The organism is Pseudarthrobacter sp. HLT1-3 (assembly GCF_059383535.1).
Window position 1 is genome coordinate 19,163 of record NZ_JBWZCJ010000010.1, and the last position, 15,341, is coordinate 34,503.

The window sequence follows — 15,341 nt, forward strand, 5'->3', positions numbered from 1 at the left end:
CCTGAAGCGTCACCGGCCGGCGACCGGCCGGTGCGCGAGAATCTCGGCGAGCTCGGCCAGCCGGTGCGCCCGCGCTGATTCCGCCGGGGTGAAGGGTTCGCCGGGGCGGGAAAAGGTGATCGGGCCGTGCCACGCGGTCGGGATCCTCAGCACGGTCCCGTCCGTTGCCGGCAGTGAGCCGGCGCCGGCGGTAGCCGCCGGAGCCACTGAGCCCGTGTCCGTTCGCGCCTCGATCCGGGCGTGCAGGAGTTCCGCCACGGCGAGCGGCAACTCCTCGGGGTTGGCCGCGATCCTGGCCGCTAGGCTCAGCGCACCGGTCTGCCCGTCGGCCATGGCCAGCGCGGTGGTGGGCCAGACGTGCGGATCGCTGCCGCCGCCGTCGCGCAGGGCCTTCAGAAGTTCCCCCTCGCGCAGCTCGCCGGGAGCGGACAGCACAAACTCGTCCAGCACGCCGCCGTCGACCGGGTGGACATGGATGCTCAGGATGTTGCTGTCCAGCCGGGCCAGCGACTGGGTGAGTTTCTGCAGCGAGCCGGGGCGGTCCTGCAATACCGTGCGGGCCCGCCACAATGCCGGCGCGGCGCCGAGCCGGCTGCGGTGCCGCAGGGCCGGGGCGTGCAGCCAGCGCCGCAGCATCCGCGCGGCAGAAGGTTCGGCCACCCAGATCACCAGAATGGTGGCGGTCAGGGTGAGGACCAGGACCTTGGCCGCATAGGGCAGATGGGTCCCGACGACTGCCGCATGAACCACGAGCTCGATGGGGAGCATCACGGCGATGTTGGCGAGGGTCAGCCGGGTCTTGGTCGGTTCGGGCATCTGGCCGCAGACTTCGCAGCTCAGCTCGGCGGCGGCGGTGGCGCGGGTTGTATCGGTTTTCCTGCCAGGGGCTGAGGACTTCATGGTCCCATGATGTCCGCCGGCTGTTACCGGCCCATTGCCGGCCGGTGACGATTACGCTCGCGCTACACTGCAACGCGGAGTCACCTACGGCCTATCCCGGAGAGGATTATCGGCCGGAAGTGACCCCGCGTTGCTGGTTGTGGCTGGCGTCGTGGCCGTGCGCGGGACCGGCGAGCTGGGCCAGCAGGTCACGGATCTCGGCCAGCAGGGCCGTGTCGGCGGGGAGCGCCTTCTCCTCCGGCTCTGCGGTGGCCAGGCGCTTCTTGACCAACTGGTTGATCCGGTTCATCGGCGCCACGAAGATGAAGTAGACGACGGCGGCGGTGATCAGGAAGGTGACGAACGCGGTGATGACCGCTCCGAAGTTGAGGAAGGTCTTGTCGTTCCCCGCCCAGATGCGGAAGCCCAGCCCGTCGGTTTCGACCCCGCCGGCCGCCGCAATGATGGGGTTCACGATGTTTGACGTAAACGCGCTGACCAGGGCGGTGAAAGCGGTGCCGACCACGACGGCGATGGACAGTTCGATCACGTTGCCGCGCAGGATAAAGTCCTTGAATCCTTTGAGCATGGGGTCCTCCGGTGTGCCTTGAAATAAGTCTGGGTGCCGTGTCCCGGCAAGGGAATCAACCGCTAGACGCTATCACCTCCACAGTCCTGGGCCGGTTCCACTGAATGGATTTTGATGCCGGGCTCCGTGCCTGCCGGCGTAGAATTCAGCTGGATGCCAGCGCCGCCGTCGTTACCATCCGACCGCAAGAAAGGCACCTCCCGCCCGTGAAGCTGCTCGCCGAGCTGTTCACCTTGGCTCCTGCCAACAAGGACCACCAGGTCGCCATCCGCTGTGCAGTCGGTGTCTTTGTCCCGCTGATCACGCTGGTGCTGCTGGACCGCCTCGACCTGGCCATCTTCGCCTCCTTTGGTGCCTTCACCGGAATCTACGGCCGAAACCAACCGCACGCCACGCGCTTCGTCCTGCAACTGCGCGCCGGGTCGCTGATGCTGCTGGTGCTCCTGGCCGCCGCCCTGACTGCCCGTGCCGGGACGGCTCTCGCGCTTCCGGCCGCGCATACCATCTGGCTCCAGGTCTTCGCCACGACGTTGGTGGCAGGCGGCTGTTCGCTGATCGTGGCCTGGTGGCGGCTCCGCCCCGCAGGCTCCTTGTTCCACATCTTTGCCTTTGCCGCGATCGCCTCGATCCCCGACCAGCCGCCGCTCTGGCAGGGCATGCTCGTGGCGGTGCTGACCGTCGGCTTCTCTTTGCTGGTCGGCATGTCCTCCCGGGTGCTCCGGCGCCGCCGGACGCCGTGGGTCATCCCGGCCCGTACCCCGCCCAGCCAGGCTGAAAAGCGCGCGGCTCTGCTTGACGGCAGCAACCACCTTGTGGCGGCCGGCCTGGCCGGAACCCTGGCGACGCTGTTGGGTGAATGGCTGGGCTTCGGCCACAACTACTGGGCCATGGTGGCCGCCGTCGTGCCGCTCGTGGGGCACTCCACCCGGCACCGGGTCAGCCGCGGGGTGCAAAGAATCCTCGGCACGGCGATCGGGCTGGTGCTGCTGGCGGGGATCCTGCTGCTGCAGCCCGCCCCCTGGCAGACCGTACTGGTGATCGCCGCCTGCCAGTTCGGCGCCGAGCTGTTCATCGCGCGCCAGTACGTCCTGGCCCAGATCTTCGTCACCCCGCTGGCGTTGATTTCAACGTTGCTGGTGGTGCCTTCCTCGCCCGGCGCCCTGCTGCGCGACCGGATTTTTGAGACCGTCATCGGAGCCGCCGTTGGCGTCGCCGTCGTGCTCGCCCCGACGGTCTGGCGGCGGTTGCGCGGCAGCCAGGCTGCGCTGGCAGACGGCCCGGCGCGCCCCGCTGACCCGTCAGGACGGGTCTAAGGACCCTGTCCCGGCGGATGCCCGCACGAAAGGCTACTCTGGGCACAGCCGTGTGCGCCGAGACTTTGGGGGAGTGCTGTGGAAGTTGTTGAGGTACGAACGAAGGACGTGCTGCACGTCAGCGGACTCGTCAAACGGTACGGCGAGCTGACCGCCGTCGACGACGTTTCGTTTCATATCCGCGCCGGGGAAACGTTCGGGCTGCTGGGCCCCAATGGCGCCGGCAAGACCACCATCATTTCCATGGTCGCGGGCCTGATTCCGGCCAGCGAGGGAACCATCCGCGTGGCGGGCCGGGACATGACCCCGTCCGAGACGGAGGCCAAGCGGGTCATCGGCCTGGTCCCGCAGGAACTGGCCATCTACCCGGACCTGACCGCCCGGGAAAACCTGAAGTTTTTCGGCCGGCTGCAGGGACTCACCGGCAAGGGGCTCACCGAGCGCACCAACGAGGTGCTGGAGCTGATCGGTCTGAGCGACCGTGCCGGCGACCTGACCAAGAAGTACTCCGGCGGCATGAAGCGCCGGCTGAACATCGGCATCGGCCTGCTCCACCGGCCCAACCTGCTGATCCTGGACGAACCGACCGTCGGAGTGGACCCGCAGTCCCGCAACTCCATCCTGGAATCCGTGGAAAAGCTCTCCGTCGAGGGCATGGCGGTGCTCTACACAACCCATTACATGGAGGAAGCCGAGCGGCTCTGCGACCGGATCGCGGTCATTGACGAGGGCCGGATTCAGGCCGAGGGCACCCGGGACCAGCTGATCACGCTGACCGGCGGGGTGGACCGGATCAACCTCCGCGGCGGCGGCAACATGTCCCGGGCCGCGGAGGCCCTCCGTCTGCTGCCGGCCGTGCAGCGCGTCGACACGGACGGGACCGGGCTGATGCTCACGGTCAGCGATGGACCCACCGCGCTCGCACGGATCGTGACCGGCGCCGGTGACGCCGGGATGTCGGTGACCTCCGTGGAGATCGTCCGGCCGGACCTTGAGTCCGTCTTCCTGCACCTGACCGGCAAAGCGCTGAGGGACTGATGATGCGGGGATTGTGGACCATGGTCGGGAACGACCTGCGCCAGCGCGTCCGGGACAAGTCCGTTTTCATCTTCTCCCTCGTCGTCCCGCTCGCGCTCATGGGAGTGTTGAGCCTGGTGTTCGGCGGGGTGGGCGAGGACACCGTTGAACTGCGGCCCGCCACCGTCGTCGCCAGCGCGGACGACGCCGACCAGTTGGCGGCGGCGCTGCTCGGCACCGTCGATTCACTTGAGATTCTGGACGTCACGGTCAAGCGGGTGCCATCCGACGCCGTCCGGACGGAGACCCGGGCCAGCGGGGCCGAGCTCGGCATCATCATTCCGGCGGGCTTCAGCGACGCCGTGCTGTCCGGACAGGCCGTTTCCGTCCAGCTCGTCGAGGGCAACGGCGCCAGCCTGGAAACCAACGTACTGATCACCGTAGTCCGGGGGATCGTGGACCAGTTCGCGGCCGGAACGGTGACCGCTGCCGCCGGCAGCATTTCCGGGCTTCCGGCCCAGGACCTCGCGGCGCTGGCCCGGCAGGCCTCGGCCGGGGCGCCCCTGCTGACGCTGGCCGAAGGCCAGGCCGCGGCCGAGCAACTCTCGCTTCGCGGCACACTCGTGGCGGGCCAGGCCGGGCTGTTCCTGATGTTCACGGTCGGGTTCGGCGTGCTGGGGCTGCTCGCGGAAAGGGAACAGGGCACCCTGGCCAGGCTGCGGTCGATGCCGGTCAGCGGCGGCACGGTGATAACGGCCAAGGCCTGCACCGGCTTCATCCTCGGGGTGGTCGCCACCACCGTCCTGCTCACCGCCGGCTCCCGGCTGTTCGACGTGTCCTTCGGCTCCCCGCCCGTGGTGGCCGTCCTGATCCTCGCCGTGGTGACGGCCGCCACCAGCCTGACGTTCGTGGTGGCGCGCCTGGTCCGGACAGCGGAGCAGGCCAACGTGGCGCAGTCCATCCTGGCGATGGTGCTGGGGATCGCCGGTGGCGCTTTCTTCCCGGTCCAGGGCACCGGCTTCGCCGCCACGCTGCTGGACCTCAATCCGATCGGGGCGTTCATCCGGGGACTCGGGATCTCCGCCGGCGGTGGAAGCTTCGGCGACATCCTGGCGCCGGTTGCAGTGATGCTGGCCTTCGCCGCGGCCGGGCTGCTGCTCGCTCGCCTGCTCCCGAACCGGGGGGCCCAGGTATGAGCGCCATCGCCGCGATCGCCGCCGTGGAACTGCGGCGCTTTCTGCGTGACAGGTCGAACATCTTCTTCGTCTTCATCTTCCCGTTCCTGCTGATCCTGCTGCTCGGTTCCCAGTTCGGTGCCGGCAGCAGCCAGGCACGGGTGGCCATCGCCGGTCCCAGCAGCGCTCTCTCCCAGGCCCTGAGCGCGGAACTCACCTCAGCCGGCGCCCACGTCGTTGACAGCAGCGCGGACGCCGCGCGGGCGGACCTCAGTCGCGGCCGCACCGACGTCGGGTTGTTCCTGGACGAGGCCGCCGCGAAGGCCTTCGACGCCGGTCAGCCGGCGGAGCTCGACGTCGTGATGGCCTCGCAGTCCTCCGCGCAGGCCGTGATCCAGCAGGTCCGCACCGCAGTGCAGGCCGTGGGCCTGGAGCGGACCCGCGTTGCTGCCCTAACCGGCGCCGGAATCCCCGAGGGGCAGGCGCGCCAGGCCCTTGACCAGGCCGCCGCGCAGGTGGCGGTGCCGAACGTGGAGATCGTGGACATCGACGCGGCCGTCCAGGAGTTCCGGGGACTGGGCCAGTTCGACCTCGGCGCCTCCCAGCAGGTGCTGCTCTTTGTGTTCCTCAGCTCGCTCGCCGGCGCGGCCACGCTGATCCAGTCACGGCGGTTCGGAGTGGTCGGACGGGTCATGTCCACGCCGGTTTCCAGCGGCCAGATCGTGGCCGGTCAGGCGCTCGGACGGTTCGCCATCGCCTTCGTCCAGGGCGGTGTCATTATGGTCGGCACCGCGCTGCTGTTCGGCGTCGACTGGGGCAACCCGTGGCTTTCCGGCCTGGTGCTGGTGATCTTCTGCGCCGTGGCGGCGGCCGCCGCGATGATTGTCGGTTCGGTGGTGGACAACGACACCGCCGCCTCCGGCGTGGGCGTGGGCGGCGGGCTGGTGCTGGCTGGCCTGGGAGGCTGCATGGTGCCTCCGGAGATCTTCCCGGAAGCGCTGGGCGCCGTCTCCTTCGCAACCCCGCACCGGTGGGCCTACGAGGCATTCGCCACCATCCAGCGGCAGGACGGCACTCTCGGTGACATCCTGCCCCAGCTTGGTGTGCTCGCGGGCATGGCAGCGGTGTTGCTCCTGGTCGGCGCCGGGCTCCTGCGGCGAAGCCTCGGCCGGGCCCTCTGACGAAGCCGGTCCGGCGCCGCACACCTCGTACCGGCGCCGACCGGCAGCGTAGAGTGGACGCAGAATCCATTCAACGGAAGTGAGCGTTATGGCCAACTCCGGCACCGGGGACTCGGTGGTTGACCGCGTAGTGAGGGTGATCGCAGCGTTCCCCGCGGGCGTCACCGTGCTGCCGCTCTCCGAGCTCGCGGACCGGGCCGGACTGCCGCTGAGCACCGCCCACCGGCTGGTCCGGCAGCTCGCCGGACACGGGCTCCTGGAGCTGGGCGGCGGCGGGTCCGTGCGGCTGGGACTGCGCCTATGGGAGCTGGTCAACCGGAATTCCCCCACCCTGGCCCTGCGCCAGGCGGCGATGCCCTTTATGGAGGACATCCAGCAGGTGCTGAACCAGAATGTAAACCTCGCCGTGCTGGAAGGCTGGGAGGCGCTCTTCGTCGAGCGGCTGTCCCGCCGCGGTTCCGTGGCCAACCGGGCCCAGATCGCCGGCCGGATGCCGGTACACGTCTCTTCTGCCGGGCTGGCCCTGATGGCCAACCAGCCGGCGGCGGTCCAGGCCGAGTACCTCCTCCAGTTCCACGATCCCGACGGCAGGGTGCAGCCCGACGAGCTCCGTACCCTGCTGCAGGAGACGGCCGGCCATGGCTTTGCGCAGCTGGCAGGCGTCGTGGACTCCGACACCTGGGGGATTGCCGTGCCGGTGCGGGACGCGAGGAACCGCACGGTGGCGGCGCTCGGCGTCGTCGTTCCGTTGCGGGAAGTGCGGCTTCAGGCGCTGGTTCCGGCCCTGCAGACGGCCGCCCGCGGCATCGGGCGGCAGCTGCAGGATCCGAGGGACACCCCGGCATTCCATTCAGCGGAATCTCTGTAACGCCTGTCACGTGTCCGGGCGCACACTGTAGCCAGAGAAACCATCCGGCCCCGGACGCCCAGCAGTCCGGGCCCCGCAACGAAGCGAGGACAGCATGGCACAACGCAAAGTCATCACCACCCAGGTCGCGATCATGGGCGCCGGCCCGGCAGGGCTGATGCTCTCCCACCTGCTGGCCAAGCAGGGAATCGAATCCACCGTGATCGAGATCCGCAGCCACCAGGAAATCTCGGAAACCGTCCGCGCCGGCATCCTTGAACACGGGTCCGTGAACATGCTCGTGGACAGCGGCGTCTCGGACCGCGTCCTGCGCGACGGCGACCGGCACGACGGGATCGAGCTGCGCTTCAACGGCGAGAGCCACCGGATCGACTTCCAGGACCTCGTCGGCGAGTCGGTCTGGCTCTACCCGCAGACCGACGTCTTCCTCGACCTCGCCGCCCGGCGCCAGTCCGACGGCGGCGATGTCCGCTACAGCGTCACCGACACCACCATTCATGACCTTGAGGGCAAACCGAAGGTCTGGTTTACCGATGCCGAGGGCGTGGAATGGGAGCTGCAGGCGGACTTCATCGCCGGCGCCGACGGCTCCCGCAGCCACAGCCGCTTCCAGATCCCCGAGGCCCAGCGCAAGTGGTATTTCCACGAATACCCGTTCGCCTGGTTCGGGATCCTGGCCGAGGCGCCGCGGAGCTCCGACGAACTGATTTACGCCAACTCCGAGAACGGGTTCGCCCTGATCAGCCAGCGGACCGAAACCGTGCAGCGGATGTACTTCCAGTGCGACCCGGACGAAGACGTCAACAACTGGAGCGAAGACCGGATCTGGGACGCCTTCCGCAGCCGGGTCAACGGCAACGGCTTCGAACTCAAAGAGGGCCCGGTGATCGACAAGACGGTGCTGAAATTCCGCAGCTTCGTGCACGCCCCGATGCGGCACGGCAAGCTGTTCCTCGCCGGCGACGCCGCCCACACCGTCCCGCCGACCGGGGCCAAGGGCCTGAACCTGGCGCTGCACGATGTCAAGGTGCTGTTCGAAGGCTTCGACAGCTTCTACAAGACCGGGAACACCGTGCTCCTGGACGCCTACAGCGACCGGGCTTTGGACCGGGTCTGGAAGGCCCAGCAGTTCTCCTACTGGATGACGTCCATGCTGCACACCCCGGCCAACGGCGATGACTTCGCGCGTGCCCGCCAGCTCGGCGAACTCAACTCCGTGGTGTCCTCCCGCCACGGCCGGGCTTACCTGGCCGAGGCCTACACCGGCTGGCCGGGATCTCACTAGGTCTCATTCTGACGGCCCGGACGTCCACCGAGACTCCGCACGTCGTGCATTAGTCCATCGACAGGCTCCAGGGCCAGGACTAGCCTATATACGTTCCAGCACGACCCGACAAGGACGACGGAGAGGTGTCCGATCATGGGAACCGCAGAGAATGCTGAACTGGTCCGGCGGGGGTTTGAGGCCTTCAACGCCGGTGATATGGCGAGCCTCAGCGAGATGTTCGCGGAGGACGCGGTCTGGCACGTTGCCGGAAGCGGCGTGCTGTCCGGCGCGAAGCAGGGCCGCGACGCCATCCTGGCCTACTTCGGCGAACTGGGAGCGCGCACCCAGGGCAACTTCCAAGCCAAGGTCGAGGACATCGTCGGCGGGGAAAACCACACGGTCGCGATCCAGCAAACCCAAGCAACAATCAACGATAAAACCCTGGACATGGCCACCATCATCACCTTTGTGGTCCGCGACGGAAAGATCACCGAAGGCCGGGAGTTCTTCGAGGACACGCGAAAGACGGACGATTTCTGGGTCTAACGGGCGGCCCGAAAAGGCCCCCGGACAAGTTAGGCACTCGGTGAGTTGGCAGTCCTACCCGCGTCGGCAGGCGCCGATCAGGGCAAAAGCGCGGGATCTTTGCGCGCTGCCTCCGCCAGGACCGGCGCCGGGCCTTGCTCGGCGGCCCCGGCCTTTGCGGTTCTCGCTTGCCTCCGGCCCGTCCTGCCGTACACCAGATACATCGTCACTCCGGTGATGACCATCAGCAGCACCGTGTAGACGAAGGTGTTGGACACCCCGTCGACGCCCTCGGCGCCGTCGGTATTGGCCTTGATGACCAGGCCAAGCGGCTGGAACAGCGGGTGGGCCAGGAAGATCGCCGTGTCGTAGTCGTCCAGCATGCTGTTGAAGTTCAGCGCCGTGATTGCCGCCGCGGCCGGCAGCACAATCGGCAGCAGGATCCGGCGGAAGATGTACAGCGTCTTGGCGCCCATGATGTTGGCGGCCTCTTCGAGCGAGGAGTTGACCGACGCGAAGGACGCCTTCAGCATCCGCAATGTGAACGGGATCTTCACGGTCACGAAGGCGATCAGCAGGATGACCGTGGTTCCGGTCAGGACCGCGCCGCCCACCAGCGGGTTGGGGTGGTCGTAGCTCAGGATCAGGCCCAGGGCCAGCAGCGCCGACGGCAGGATCCACGGGATGTGGAGCAGGTATTCGAACGCCGTGGTGACCCAGTTGCGGTATTTCTGCAGCATCCGAGCCACAAAGAGCAGCCCTCCGACGGCAATCAGCGAAGCCAGGGCGCTGTAAACGATGCTGATCACGAAGGGCCGGAGGCCCGAGGACTGGGTGAGCACCCGCACGTAGTTGTCCAGGGTCAGGCTGCCCGGCGACAGCTGTCCGGTCTGGATGGCGGCGCCATCGGCAAACGAGTACACCACGATCAGCACGACAGGCAGGGTGTAGACAGCGAACAGCAGATACGCGATGACGTGGACGGCGGCGTTGGCGGCGGGGTTGCGGATCTGCTGTTTCTGCAGCCCGGAGGAGACCTTGGAGACCGAGAAGTAGGTGCCGCCCTTCTCCAGCCGGGTCATGACAGCCAGCATCAGGATGGTGGCCACGCCGAGGATAACGGCGAGCAGCGCGGCGAGGTCCCGCGACGTCGGGCTGTTGGAAAAGGTGAGGATCATCGGGGTGATGGTCTGGAAGTCCCGTCCACCCAGCACCTGCGGGGCGCTGAGGGCACCGAGGCCGGTCAGGAACGAGAGTACGGTCACGGCAAAGAGTGTGGGCTTGAGCATCGGCAGGACAATCCGCCGCAGGATCGTCCAGGTGGACGCGCCCATGTTCCGGGCGGCCTCGATGGTCTGGTAATCCACCCCTTTGAGGGCGTTGGCGACGAAGAGCATGTGGTTCGTGGTGGTGGCAAAAGTCATCACGGCAAGGACGGCAAAGAACCCGGAAAACCACCCGGGGTCCATGCCGGGAAACAGCGACAGCAGGAAACCGGTGACAATGCCCTTGTCCCCGTAGATGAACTTATAGCCGGCCGCCAGCACAATCCCGCCGTAGATAAAGGTCGAGGCGTAGCCGAGGAACAGGATCCGTGAGCCGCGAATCCGGAAGTACTGGGTGACCAGCACAATGAAGATTCCGACTGCATTGACGGTAATGGACAGGGCGACCGCCAGCAGGAAGCTGTTGCCGAGTGACTTCATGGCCCGCTGGGAGGAGAAGAGCTTCTCGGCGGCGCGTCCCGAGAAGCTTCCGTTCGGGAAGAAGGTCTGGATCAGCACGTTCGCATTGGGCCAGACGAGGAAGGCCGCGATGAACCAGGTCAGCACGACACCGGCGATCAGGACAGCGGGGGAGCGCAGCATGCTCCGGGTGCTGGCACCGTTCTGGGCGCCGCCGCTGCTCACGGCCGGGCCGCTTCCGGCAGCCGGGTGCCCAGTGACTGGCCTGTTTCCGCGTGGTACTGCAGGACGTGCCGCGGCTGGACGTACACGGTTGCCTGGCTGCCGGTATCGGGATGGTCACCGCCGTCTTCCTTGACGAGGAGCCGGACTTCGGATCCGTGGCAGCTCACGACATACCGGCTGTGTAGCCCGTGGTAACTCTTCGAGACGACTGTCCCCTGCATCGGAACGGCGGAGCCGTCCCCGCCGTCAGGTTCCAGCGAGGCCTTTTCCACCCGCAGGTAGGAATTGGCCGTGGGGTCGAGGGCGTAGGTCGACTTCCGGTTCAGTTCGGCAACGAAGTCTCCGGTGAGGCGCGAGCTGTCGCCGATGAAATTGCAGACGAATTCGGTCGCGGAGTCCTCGTAGATGTCCTGCGGGGTGCCCACCTGCTCCACCACACCCTTATTGAAGACGGCCACCCGGTCGCTCATCGCCAGGGCCTCGTCCTGGTCGTGGGTGACGTAGACGGTGGTGATGCCGAATTCGTGCTGCAGGTCCTTGAGCTGCTGCCGCAACTGGTGCCGGAGTTTGGCGTCCAGGTTCGAGAGCGGCTCGTCCAGGAGCAGGATTTTGGGCTGCAGAACGAGTGCCCGGGCGACGGCGACGCGCTGCTGCTGCCCGCCGGAGAGCTCCGTGACATTCTTGCGCAGCTGGTCGTCGGACAGCTCCACGCGCCGGGCGATTTCGCGCACGAGCCGGTCGCTCTCGGCCGACTTTTCCTTGCGAACCTTGAGGCCGAAGGCGATGTTTTCCCACACGCTCATGCTGGGGAACAGGGCGTAGTTCTGGAACACCATGCCGACCTGCCGTTTGTCGCTCGGGAGCCGGGTGACCGGCTTGCCGTCGACGTACACTTCACCGGCGGACGGCTCAATGAACCCGGCCAGGGTTCGCAGCGCCGTCGTCTTCCCGCAGCCGGACGGCCCCAGGAGCGTAAAGAACTCACCTGGTTTTACCTGGAGATTCAGCTCTGGGATGGCGGTGAAGTCACCGAAGGTGACTTCGATGTTCTCGAAACGGATCATCGGAAACCTGTTCTTTCTGGCGGCTGGGCGCTTGGCGCGAAGTACGGCAGTGGGCCCGTGTGGCCGGCATCAGCGCCGGCCACACGGGGCCGCACCCCTAGCTCATGTATTCAAGTTCGATCTTTTCCACCCAGGCGCCCATGTTCGCCTGGACGAACGTCCAGTCGATGTCCTGCTGCTTGAGCGTATTGAAGAACTCGACGACCTCCGGCTTGGCCTTGGCGACGGCCGTCTTGTTGACCGGCATGGAATTGAACTGCTGCGCCCACGCGCCCTGGGTCTCGGCGCTGCCGAACCAGTCGATGAACTTCAAGGCCTCGTCCTTTTTGTCTGTGCCCTTGACCAGGGCAACCTGCTCGATGGCCAGCGGGACGCCGACTGTCGGCATGACCGTCTCAACATTGACCTTGAAGGAGTTCTCACGCTCGGTGATGATCGAGGACGGCATCTGGCCCATGTCGGTGTCGCCCGAGGCGATGCGGGCGAAGAGGTCGGTCTTGGCGACGGCCGGGGTGCCGTTCTTGAAGTAGCCTTCGATCTGCTTCCAGCCCTCGTCCGAGATACCCAGCTCGCCGCTGTCGTCCTTGTAACGGGTCAGGATGCTGGCGAACACCAGTTGTGCGGTCGCGGTTCCGAGGCCCGTGACGCGCTCATAGCGGGACTTGAATTTGTCCTGCGTCCACAGGTCGGTCCAGTCCTTGGGAGCCTCGTCCTTGCTGAACTTGTCGGAGTTGTAGCCGAGCAGGATGGCCTGCTGCACCAGCGGCCAGTAGGCCTTGTTGGCACCCTTGTCGCCCTTGGCGGCGTCGACGTCGGCCGACCAGGAGGGTGTGATCGGCTCGATCGCGCCCGCGGCCTTGATCTGCTCGAAGTACATGTTGTTCAGCCCGAACGCGACGTCGGCGATCGGGTTGTTCTTTTCGGCAATCAGTTTGTTGGTGGCATCGGCGCCGCCCGCACCTACGATTTCGATTTTGAAGCCGGCCGCCGCGGCCTGCTGCGTGAGCCATTCGCCGCGGCCCTCACCGTTGGAATTGGTGTAGACGATCAGTGTTTCGCCGGTGGGAGGTCCGGAGGGGGCTGCGGCGGCGGTGCCGGGGGCGGGTTCGGACGGTGCGGGGGCTGCAGCGCCCGCACCGCAACCGGAGAGAAGGGAGACGGCGACAATGCCAGCGACCATGATTTTCAATCTGCGCACGAGGGAGACTCATTTCTGAATGGGACCAGAGGTCAACGTCCGGCCAGCCTATAGCGGCAGGAACCGGTTCCGCGCTCAATGGCCATCAAATCGACTAAATAACTCGGAGTGGGGCCTCGAGTCTGGTCGACCTGCCGCAACAGCTGGCTTCCCCCGTCTTAACGGGCCGTGAATATCGGTCGCGTCGGCACGGCCGCTGGCTGTCGTCGAACCCGGCTGGTCCCTAGTTCTCCGCGAGCGTCTCCGTCAGGTGGTGCGTCGGGATCCGGTCCCGGTCATAGGTGATCCCGGTGTAGCCGTGGGGTGCGGGCTTGCCGTGCGGATCGAGGTTCACAAAAACGATTTCCTCGATCGTGAGGATGCTCTGCCGGGTGATCATGTTCCGGACCTCGGCGCGCATGGTGAGCGATGTCCGGCCGAAGCGGGTGGCGGTCAGCCCCATCTCGATCAGGTCGCCCTGGACGGCCGAGCTGACGAAGTTGATTTCGGAGATGTACTTGGTGACGGCACGGCCGTTGCCGAGCTGCAGGATGGCGTAGATCGCGGCTTCCTCGTCGATCCATTTCAGCAGGCTCCCGCCGAACAGCGTGCCGTTCGCGTTGAGGTCTTCGGGGCGCACCCACTTTCGGGTGCGGAAGGTGATGTCTGCCTTTTCCATAGTGCGAGGTTAGCCGACGCCGGCACGCCGGACCCTGTGTGACGGCGGCGGCACTGCCACCGGCCCTGCCCAACGTCCCGCCCAACGCTGCGCTAGCGCCGGCCGTAGACTCTGGGCATGGACGCAATCTCGGTCATCGGCGGCGGCATCGCCGGCCTGGCGCTGGCCGCCTGCCTTGACCCCCACCGCTTTACGGTGACCGTCCACGAGCGCCGCGCAGAGCCGCCGCCGGTGGAGGCGTCGCTGGCCGTGTGGCCGGAAGCCCAGCGTGCCCTGGCCGTGCTGGGCATTCTCCCGGCGGTCCGTGCGGCCGGATCGGGCTTCGGAGCCCTGGCGCTCCGGGACGGAGCCGGGAACGTTTTGTTCACGGCCGGGGCATCAGGCGTCATCGGGGTGTCCCGTGCGGATCTGCTCCGGCTGCTGGACGCGGCGGTGCCCGACTCGGTTGCCAGGGTCCACGGCGAGGTGGCAGCACTGCCGGGTCCGGGCCTTGTGGTCGGCGCCGACGGAGTGCACAGCATTGTCCGCCGGAGCGTCTGGGGCGAGCGCACCGGGGCCAGGCTCAGCCCCTATCTTGCGCTACGCGGCATCATCGACGAGCCGGTCCCGTCCGGCGGCGGCGGTGAATACTGGGGCCGCGGACAGTTGTTTGGCATTGCGCCCGCGTCCCGGGACCGGACCTACTGGTACGCCTCGTACCGCTCGGCGCTGGGGCCCGGCGGCATCGACGTCGAAGAAGCCCTGGACCACACCCGCGCGCGTTTTTCCGGCCGGGCCGCCGGCATGGACCGGGTCCTGGCCGCCGCGACGCCGGCCGGGACGCTGGCGCAACGGGTCTGGACGGTGCTCTGTCCGGGCAGCTACGGGCGGGACGGCGCGGTGCTGGTGGGCGACGCGGCGCACGGCATGACCCCCAACCTGGGCCGCGGCGCCTGCGAGGCGCTGATCGACGCCGTCACGCTCGCGGAACTGCTCAACTCCCGCCCGCTCCCGGAGGCCCTGCGGGCGTACAACCGGCGGAGACTGCTGCGCAGCCAGGCGTTGCGCGTGGCGTCCTCGGCGATGGCACGGCTGGCACTCGCGGAGGGTGCCCAGCCGCTGCGCGACCGGCTGCTGCGGCTGGCCGGCAGCCGGGGCGGCGCCGGCGTCGAACGCTGACGGCTAGGCCATGGCGGTGTGCGCTGCGCTGTGCGAGTCGATCGCCTTCGCGTAGCAGGAGGAATGCTCCACCCCGACGTAGGGTCCGAAGTTCGGCACCGGGGCAAAGCCGGAGCTCTCGTAGAACTGCCGGCCGTCCGTCTGCACCGAACCGGCCTCCGCGGTGATGGAGGTGATGCCGAGGGAATGGGCATGTCCTTCCAGGGCCGCGAGGATGGAACTGGCCACCCCGGAGCCGCGGGTGTACGGGAGCACATAGAGCCTTTTGATTTCCGCCGTGTGCGAGTCGAGGATGCGCAGCCCGCCGCAACCCACGGGCTGCCCGGACGCCTTGTCGTGGGCGACGAGGAACACGGCCGTGTCAGCGTCCGACGGCGGCGGCCCGGGTTCGTGGTCGTTGGTGCCGAAGCGGGCGTCCAGTTCGGCCTGCTGGGCGGCGCGGAGATCCGCGCCCACCGGGTTGGCCCAGGTGACCTGACGGATGTTAAGCCGCGGGTTGGTCTGCATGACTGCCTCGTTTCGCCGAAGGGTTATGCAGT

Annotated in this window: 15 protein-coding genes; 8 read left to right on the plus strand and 7 right to left on the minus strand. The window is 67.3% G+C overall.

What is annotated here, in order from left to right; all coding sequences use genetic code 11:
- Positions 1-9 precede the first annotated feature (9 nt).
- Both AC50X9_RS10455 and mscL read right to left on the minus strand, forming a co-directional pair.
- The gene (locus tag AC50X9_RS10455; protein ID WP_494893205.1) at positions 10-900 is read right to left on the minus strand and encodes an ACT domain-containing protein; all 891 of its coding nucleotides are present in this window, start codon (positions 898-900) and stop codon (positions 10-12) included.
- 106 nt (positions 901-1,006) lie between these two features.
- Positions 1,007-1,468, minus strand: a complete 462-nt coding sequence (mscL, locus tag AC50X9_RS10460; protein ID WP_494893207.1) for a large conductance mechanosensitive channel protein MscL — start codon at positions 1,466-1,468, stop codon at positions 1,007-1,009.
- Positions 1,469-1,674: 206 nt separating this feature from the next.
- Between mscL and AC50X9_RS10465 the strand changes: the two genes are divergently transcribed.
- The 7 genes from AC50X9_RS10465 to AC50X9_RS10495 all read left to right on the plus strand — a co-directional run bounded on the left by AC50X9_RS10465 (position 1,675) and on the right by AC50X9_RS10495 (position 8,835).
- Positions 1,675-2,781: an FUSC family protein gene (locus AC50X9_RS10465; RefSeq protein WP_494893209.1), complete on the plus strand. Its 1,107-nt coding sequence runs from the start codon at positions 1,675-1,677 to the stop codon at positions 2,779-2,781.
- A gap of 78 nt (positions 2,782-2,859) precedes the next feature.
- Positions 2,860-3,819 (plus strand): ABC transporter ATP-binding protein, encoded by a 960-nt coding sequence (locus AC50X9_RS10470; RefSeq protein WP_494893211.1) that lies wholly within the window; start codon positions 2,860-2,862, stop codon positions 3,817-3,819.
- Positions 3,819-4,994 (plus strand): ABC transporter permease, encoded by a 1,176-nt coding sequence (locus tag AC50X9_RS10475; protein WP_494893213.1) that lies wholly within the window; start codon positions 3,819-3,821, stop codon positions 4,992-4,994. Before AC50X9_RS10470 ends, AC50X9_RS10475 begins: the two co-directional genes overlap by 1 nt.
- The gene (locus tag AC50X9_RS10480; RefSeq protein ID WP_494893215.1) at positions 4,991-6,154 is read left to right on the plus strand and encodes an ABC transporter permease; all 1,164 of its coding nucleotides are present in this window, start codon (positions 4,991-4,993) and stop codon (positions 6,152-6,154) included. The genes AC50X9_RS10475 and AC50X9_RS10480 overlap by 4 nt, the downstream gene beginning before the upstream one ends.
- A gap of 88 nt (positions 6,155-6,242) precedes the next feature.
- Positions 6,243-7,022 (plus strand): IclR family transcriptional regulator, encoded by a 780-nt coding sequence (locus AC50X9_RS10485; protein ID WP_494893457.1) that lies wholly within the window; start codon positions 6,243-6,245, stop codon positions 7,020-7,022.
- 94 nt (positions 7,023-7,116) lie between these two features.
- Positions 7,117-8,307, plus strand: a complete 1,191-nt coding sequence (locus tag AC50X9_RS10490) for a 4-hydroxybenzoate 3-monooxygenase (RefSeq protein WP_494893218.1) — start codon at positions 7,117-7,119, stop codon at positions 8,305-8,307.
- Between the two features lie 135 nt (positions 8,308-8,442).
- Positions 8,443-8,835, plus strand: coding sequence for a nuclear transport factor 2 family protein (locus tag AC50X9_RS10495; protein WP_494893220.1), 393 nt, complete (start codon positions 8,443-8,445; stop codon positions 8,833-8,835).
- 77 nt (positions 8,836-8,912) lie between these two features.
- Here the strand turns inward: AC50X9_RS10495 and AC50X9_RS10500 are convergent, their stop codons facing one another.
- The 4 genes from AC50X9_RS10500 to AC50X9_RS10515 form a co-directional block, all read right to left on the minus strand.
- On the minus strand, positions 8,913-10,682 hold the full coding sequence (locus AC50X9_RS10500; protein WP_494893459.1) for an ABC transporter permease: 1,770 nt from the start codon (positions 10,680-10,682) through the stop codon (positions 8,913-8,915).
- A 38-nt stretch (positions 10,683-10,720) separates the two neighbouring features.
- On the minus strand, positions 10,721-11,788 hold the full coding sequence (locus AC50X9_RS10505; protein WP_494893224.1) for an ABC transporter ATP-binding protein: 1,068 nt from the start codon (positions 11,786-11,788) through the stop codon (positions 10,721-10,723).
- Positions 11,789-11,885: 97 nt separating this feature from the next.
- Positions 11,886-12,968, minus strand: a complete 1,083-nt coding sequence (locus AC50X9_RS10510) for an extracellular solute-binding protein (protein WP_494893226.1) — start codon at positions 12,966-12,968, stop codon at positions 11,886-11,888.
- A gap of 241 nt (positions 12,969-13,209) precedes the next feature.
- The gene (locus AC50X9_RS10515) at positions 13,210-13,644 is read right to left on the minus strand and encodes an acyl-CoA thioesterase (protein WP_494893228.1); all 435 of its coding nucleotides are present in this window, start codon (positions 13,642-13,644) and stop codon (positions 13,210-13,212) included.
- Positions 13,645-13,761: 117 nt separating this feature from the next.
- On the opposite strand from AC50X9_RS10515, the gene AC50X9_RS10520 reads away from it, so the two are divergent.
- A complete protein-coding gene (locus AC50X9_RS10520; protein ID WP_494893230.1) occupies positions 13,762-14,802 on the plus strand; it encodes an FAD-dependent monooxygenase in 1,041 nt (346 codons plus the stop codon).
- 3 nt (positions 14,803-14,805) lie between these two features.
- Here the strand turns inward: AC50X9_RS10520 and AC50X9_RS10525 are convergent, their stop codons facing one another.
- On the minus strand, positions 14,806-15,309 hold the full coding sequence (locus AC50X9_RS10525; protein ID WP_494893232.1) for a GNAT family N-acetyltransferase: 504 nt from the start codon (positions 15,307-15,309) through the stop codon (positions 14,806-14,808).
- Positions 15,310-15,341: the final 32 nt, after the last annotated feature.

What these genes read in the sequence shown, in the direction of transcription:
- AC50X9_RS10455 (WP_494893205.1), bottom strand. Translation starts at nt 900, where the DNA reads ATGAAGTCCTCAGCCCCTGGCAGGAAAACCGATACAACCCGCGCCACC.
- AC50X9_RS10475 (WP_494893213.1), top strand. Translation starts at nt 3,819, where the DNA reads ATGATGCGGGGATTGTGGACCATGGTCGGGAACGACCTGCGCCAGCGC.
- AC50X9_RS10480 (WP_494893215.1), top strand. Translation starts at nt 4,991, where the DNA reads ATGAGCGCCATCGCCGCGATCGCCGCCGTGGAACTGCGGCGCTTTCTG.
- AC50X9_RS10500 (WP_494893459.1), bottom strand. Translation starts at nt 10,682, where the DNA reads ATGCTGCGCTCCCCCGCTGTCCTGATCGCCGGTGTCGTGCTGACCTGG.
- AC50X9_RS10510 (WP_494893226.1), bottom strand. Translation starts at nt 12,968, where the DNA reads ATGGTCGCTGGCATTGTCGCCGTCTCCCTTCTCTCCGGTTGCGGTGCG.
- AC50X9_RS10485 (WP_494893457.1), top strand. Translation starts at nt 6,243, where the DNA reads ATGGCCAACTCCGGCACCGGGGACTCGGTGGTTGACCGCGTAGTGAGG.
- AC50X9_RS10520 (WP_494893230.1), top strand. Translation starts at nt 13,762, where the DNA reads ATGGACGCAATCTCGGTCATCGGCGGCGGCATCGCCGGCCTGGCGCTG.
- AC50X9_RS10495 (WP_494893220.1), top strand. Translation starts at nt 8,443, where the DNA reads ATGGGAACCGCAGAGAATGCTGAACTGGTCCGGCGGGGGTTTGAGGCC.
- mscL (WP_494893207.1), bottom strand. Translation starts at nt 1,468, where the DNA reads ATGCTCAAAGGATTCAAGGACTTTATCCTGCGCGGCAACGTGATCGAA.
- AC50X9_RS10515 (WP_494893228.1), bottom strand. Translation starts at nt 13,644, where the DNA reads ATGGAAAAGGCAGACATCACCTTCCGCACCCGAAAGTGGGTGCGCCCC.
- AC50X9_RS10505 (WP_494893224.1), bottom strand. Translation starts at nt 11,788, where the DNA reads ATGATCCGTTTCGAGAACATCGAAGTCACCTTCGGTGACTTCACCGCC.
- AC50X9_RS10525 (WP_494893232.1), bottom strand. Translation starts at nt 15,309, where the DNA reads ATGCAGACCAACCCGCGGCTTAACATCCGTCAGGTCACCTGGGCCAAC.
- AC50X9_RS10490 (WP_494893218.1), top strand. Translation starts at nt 7,117, where the DNA reads ATGGCACAACGCAAAGTCATCACCACCCAGGTCGCGATCATGGGCGCC.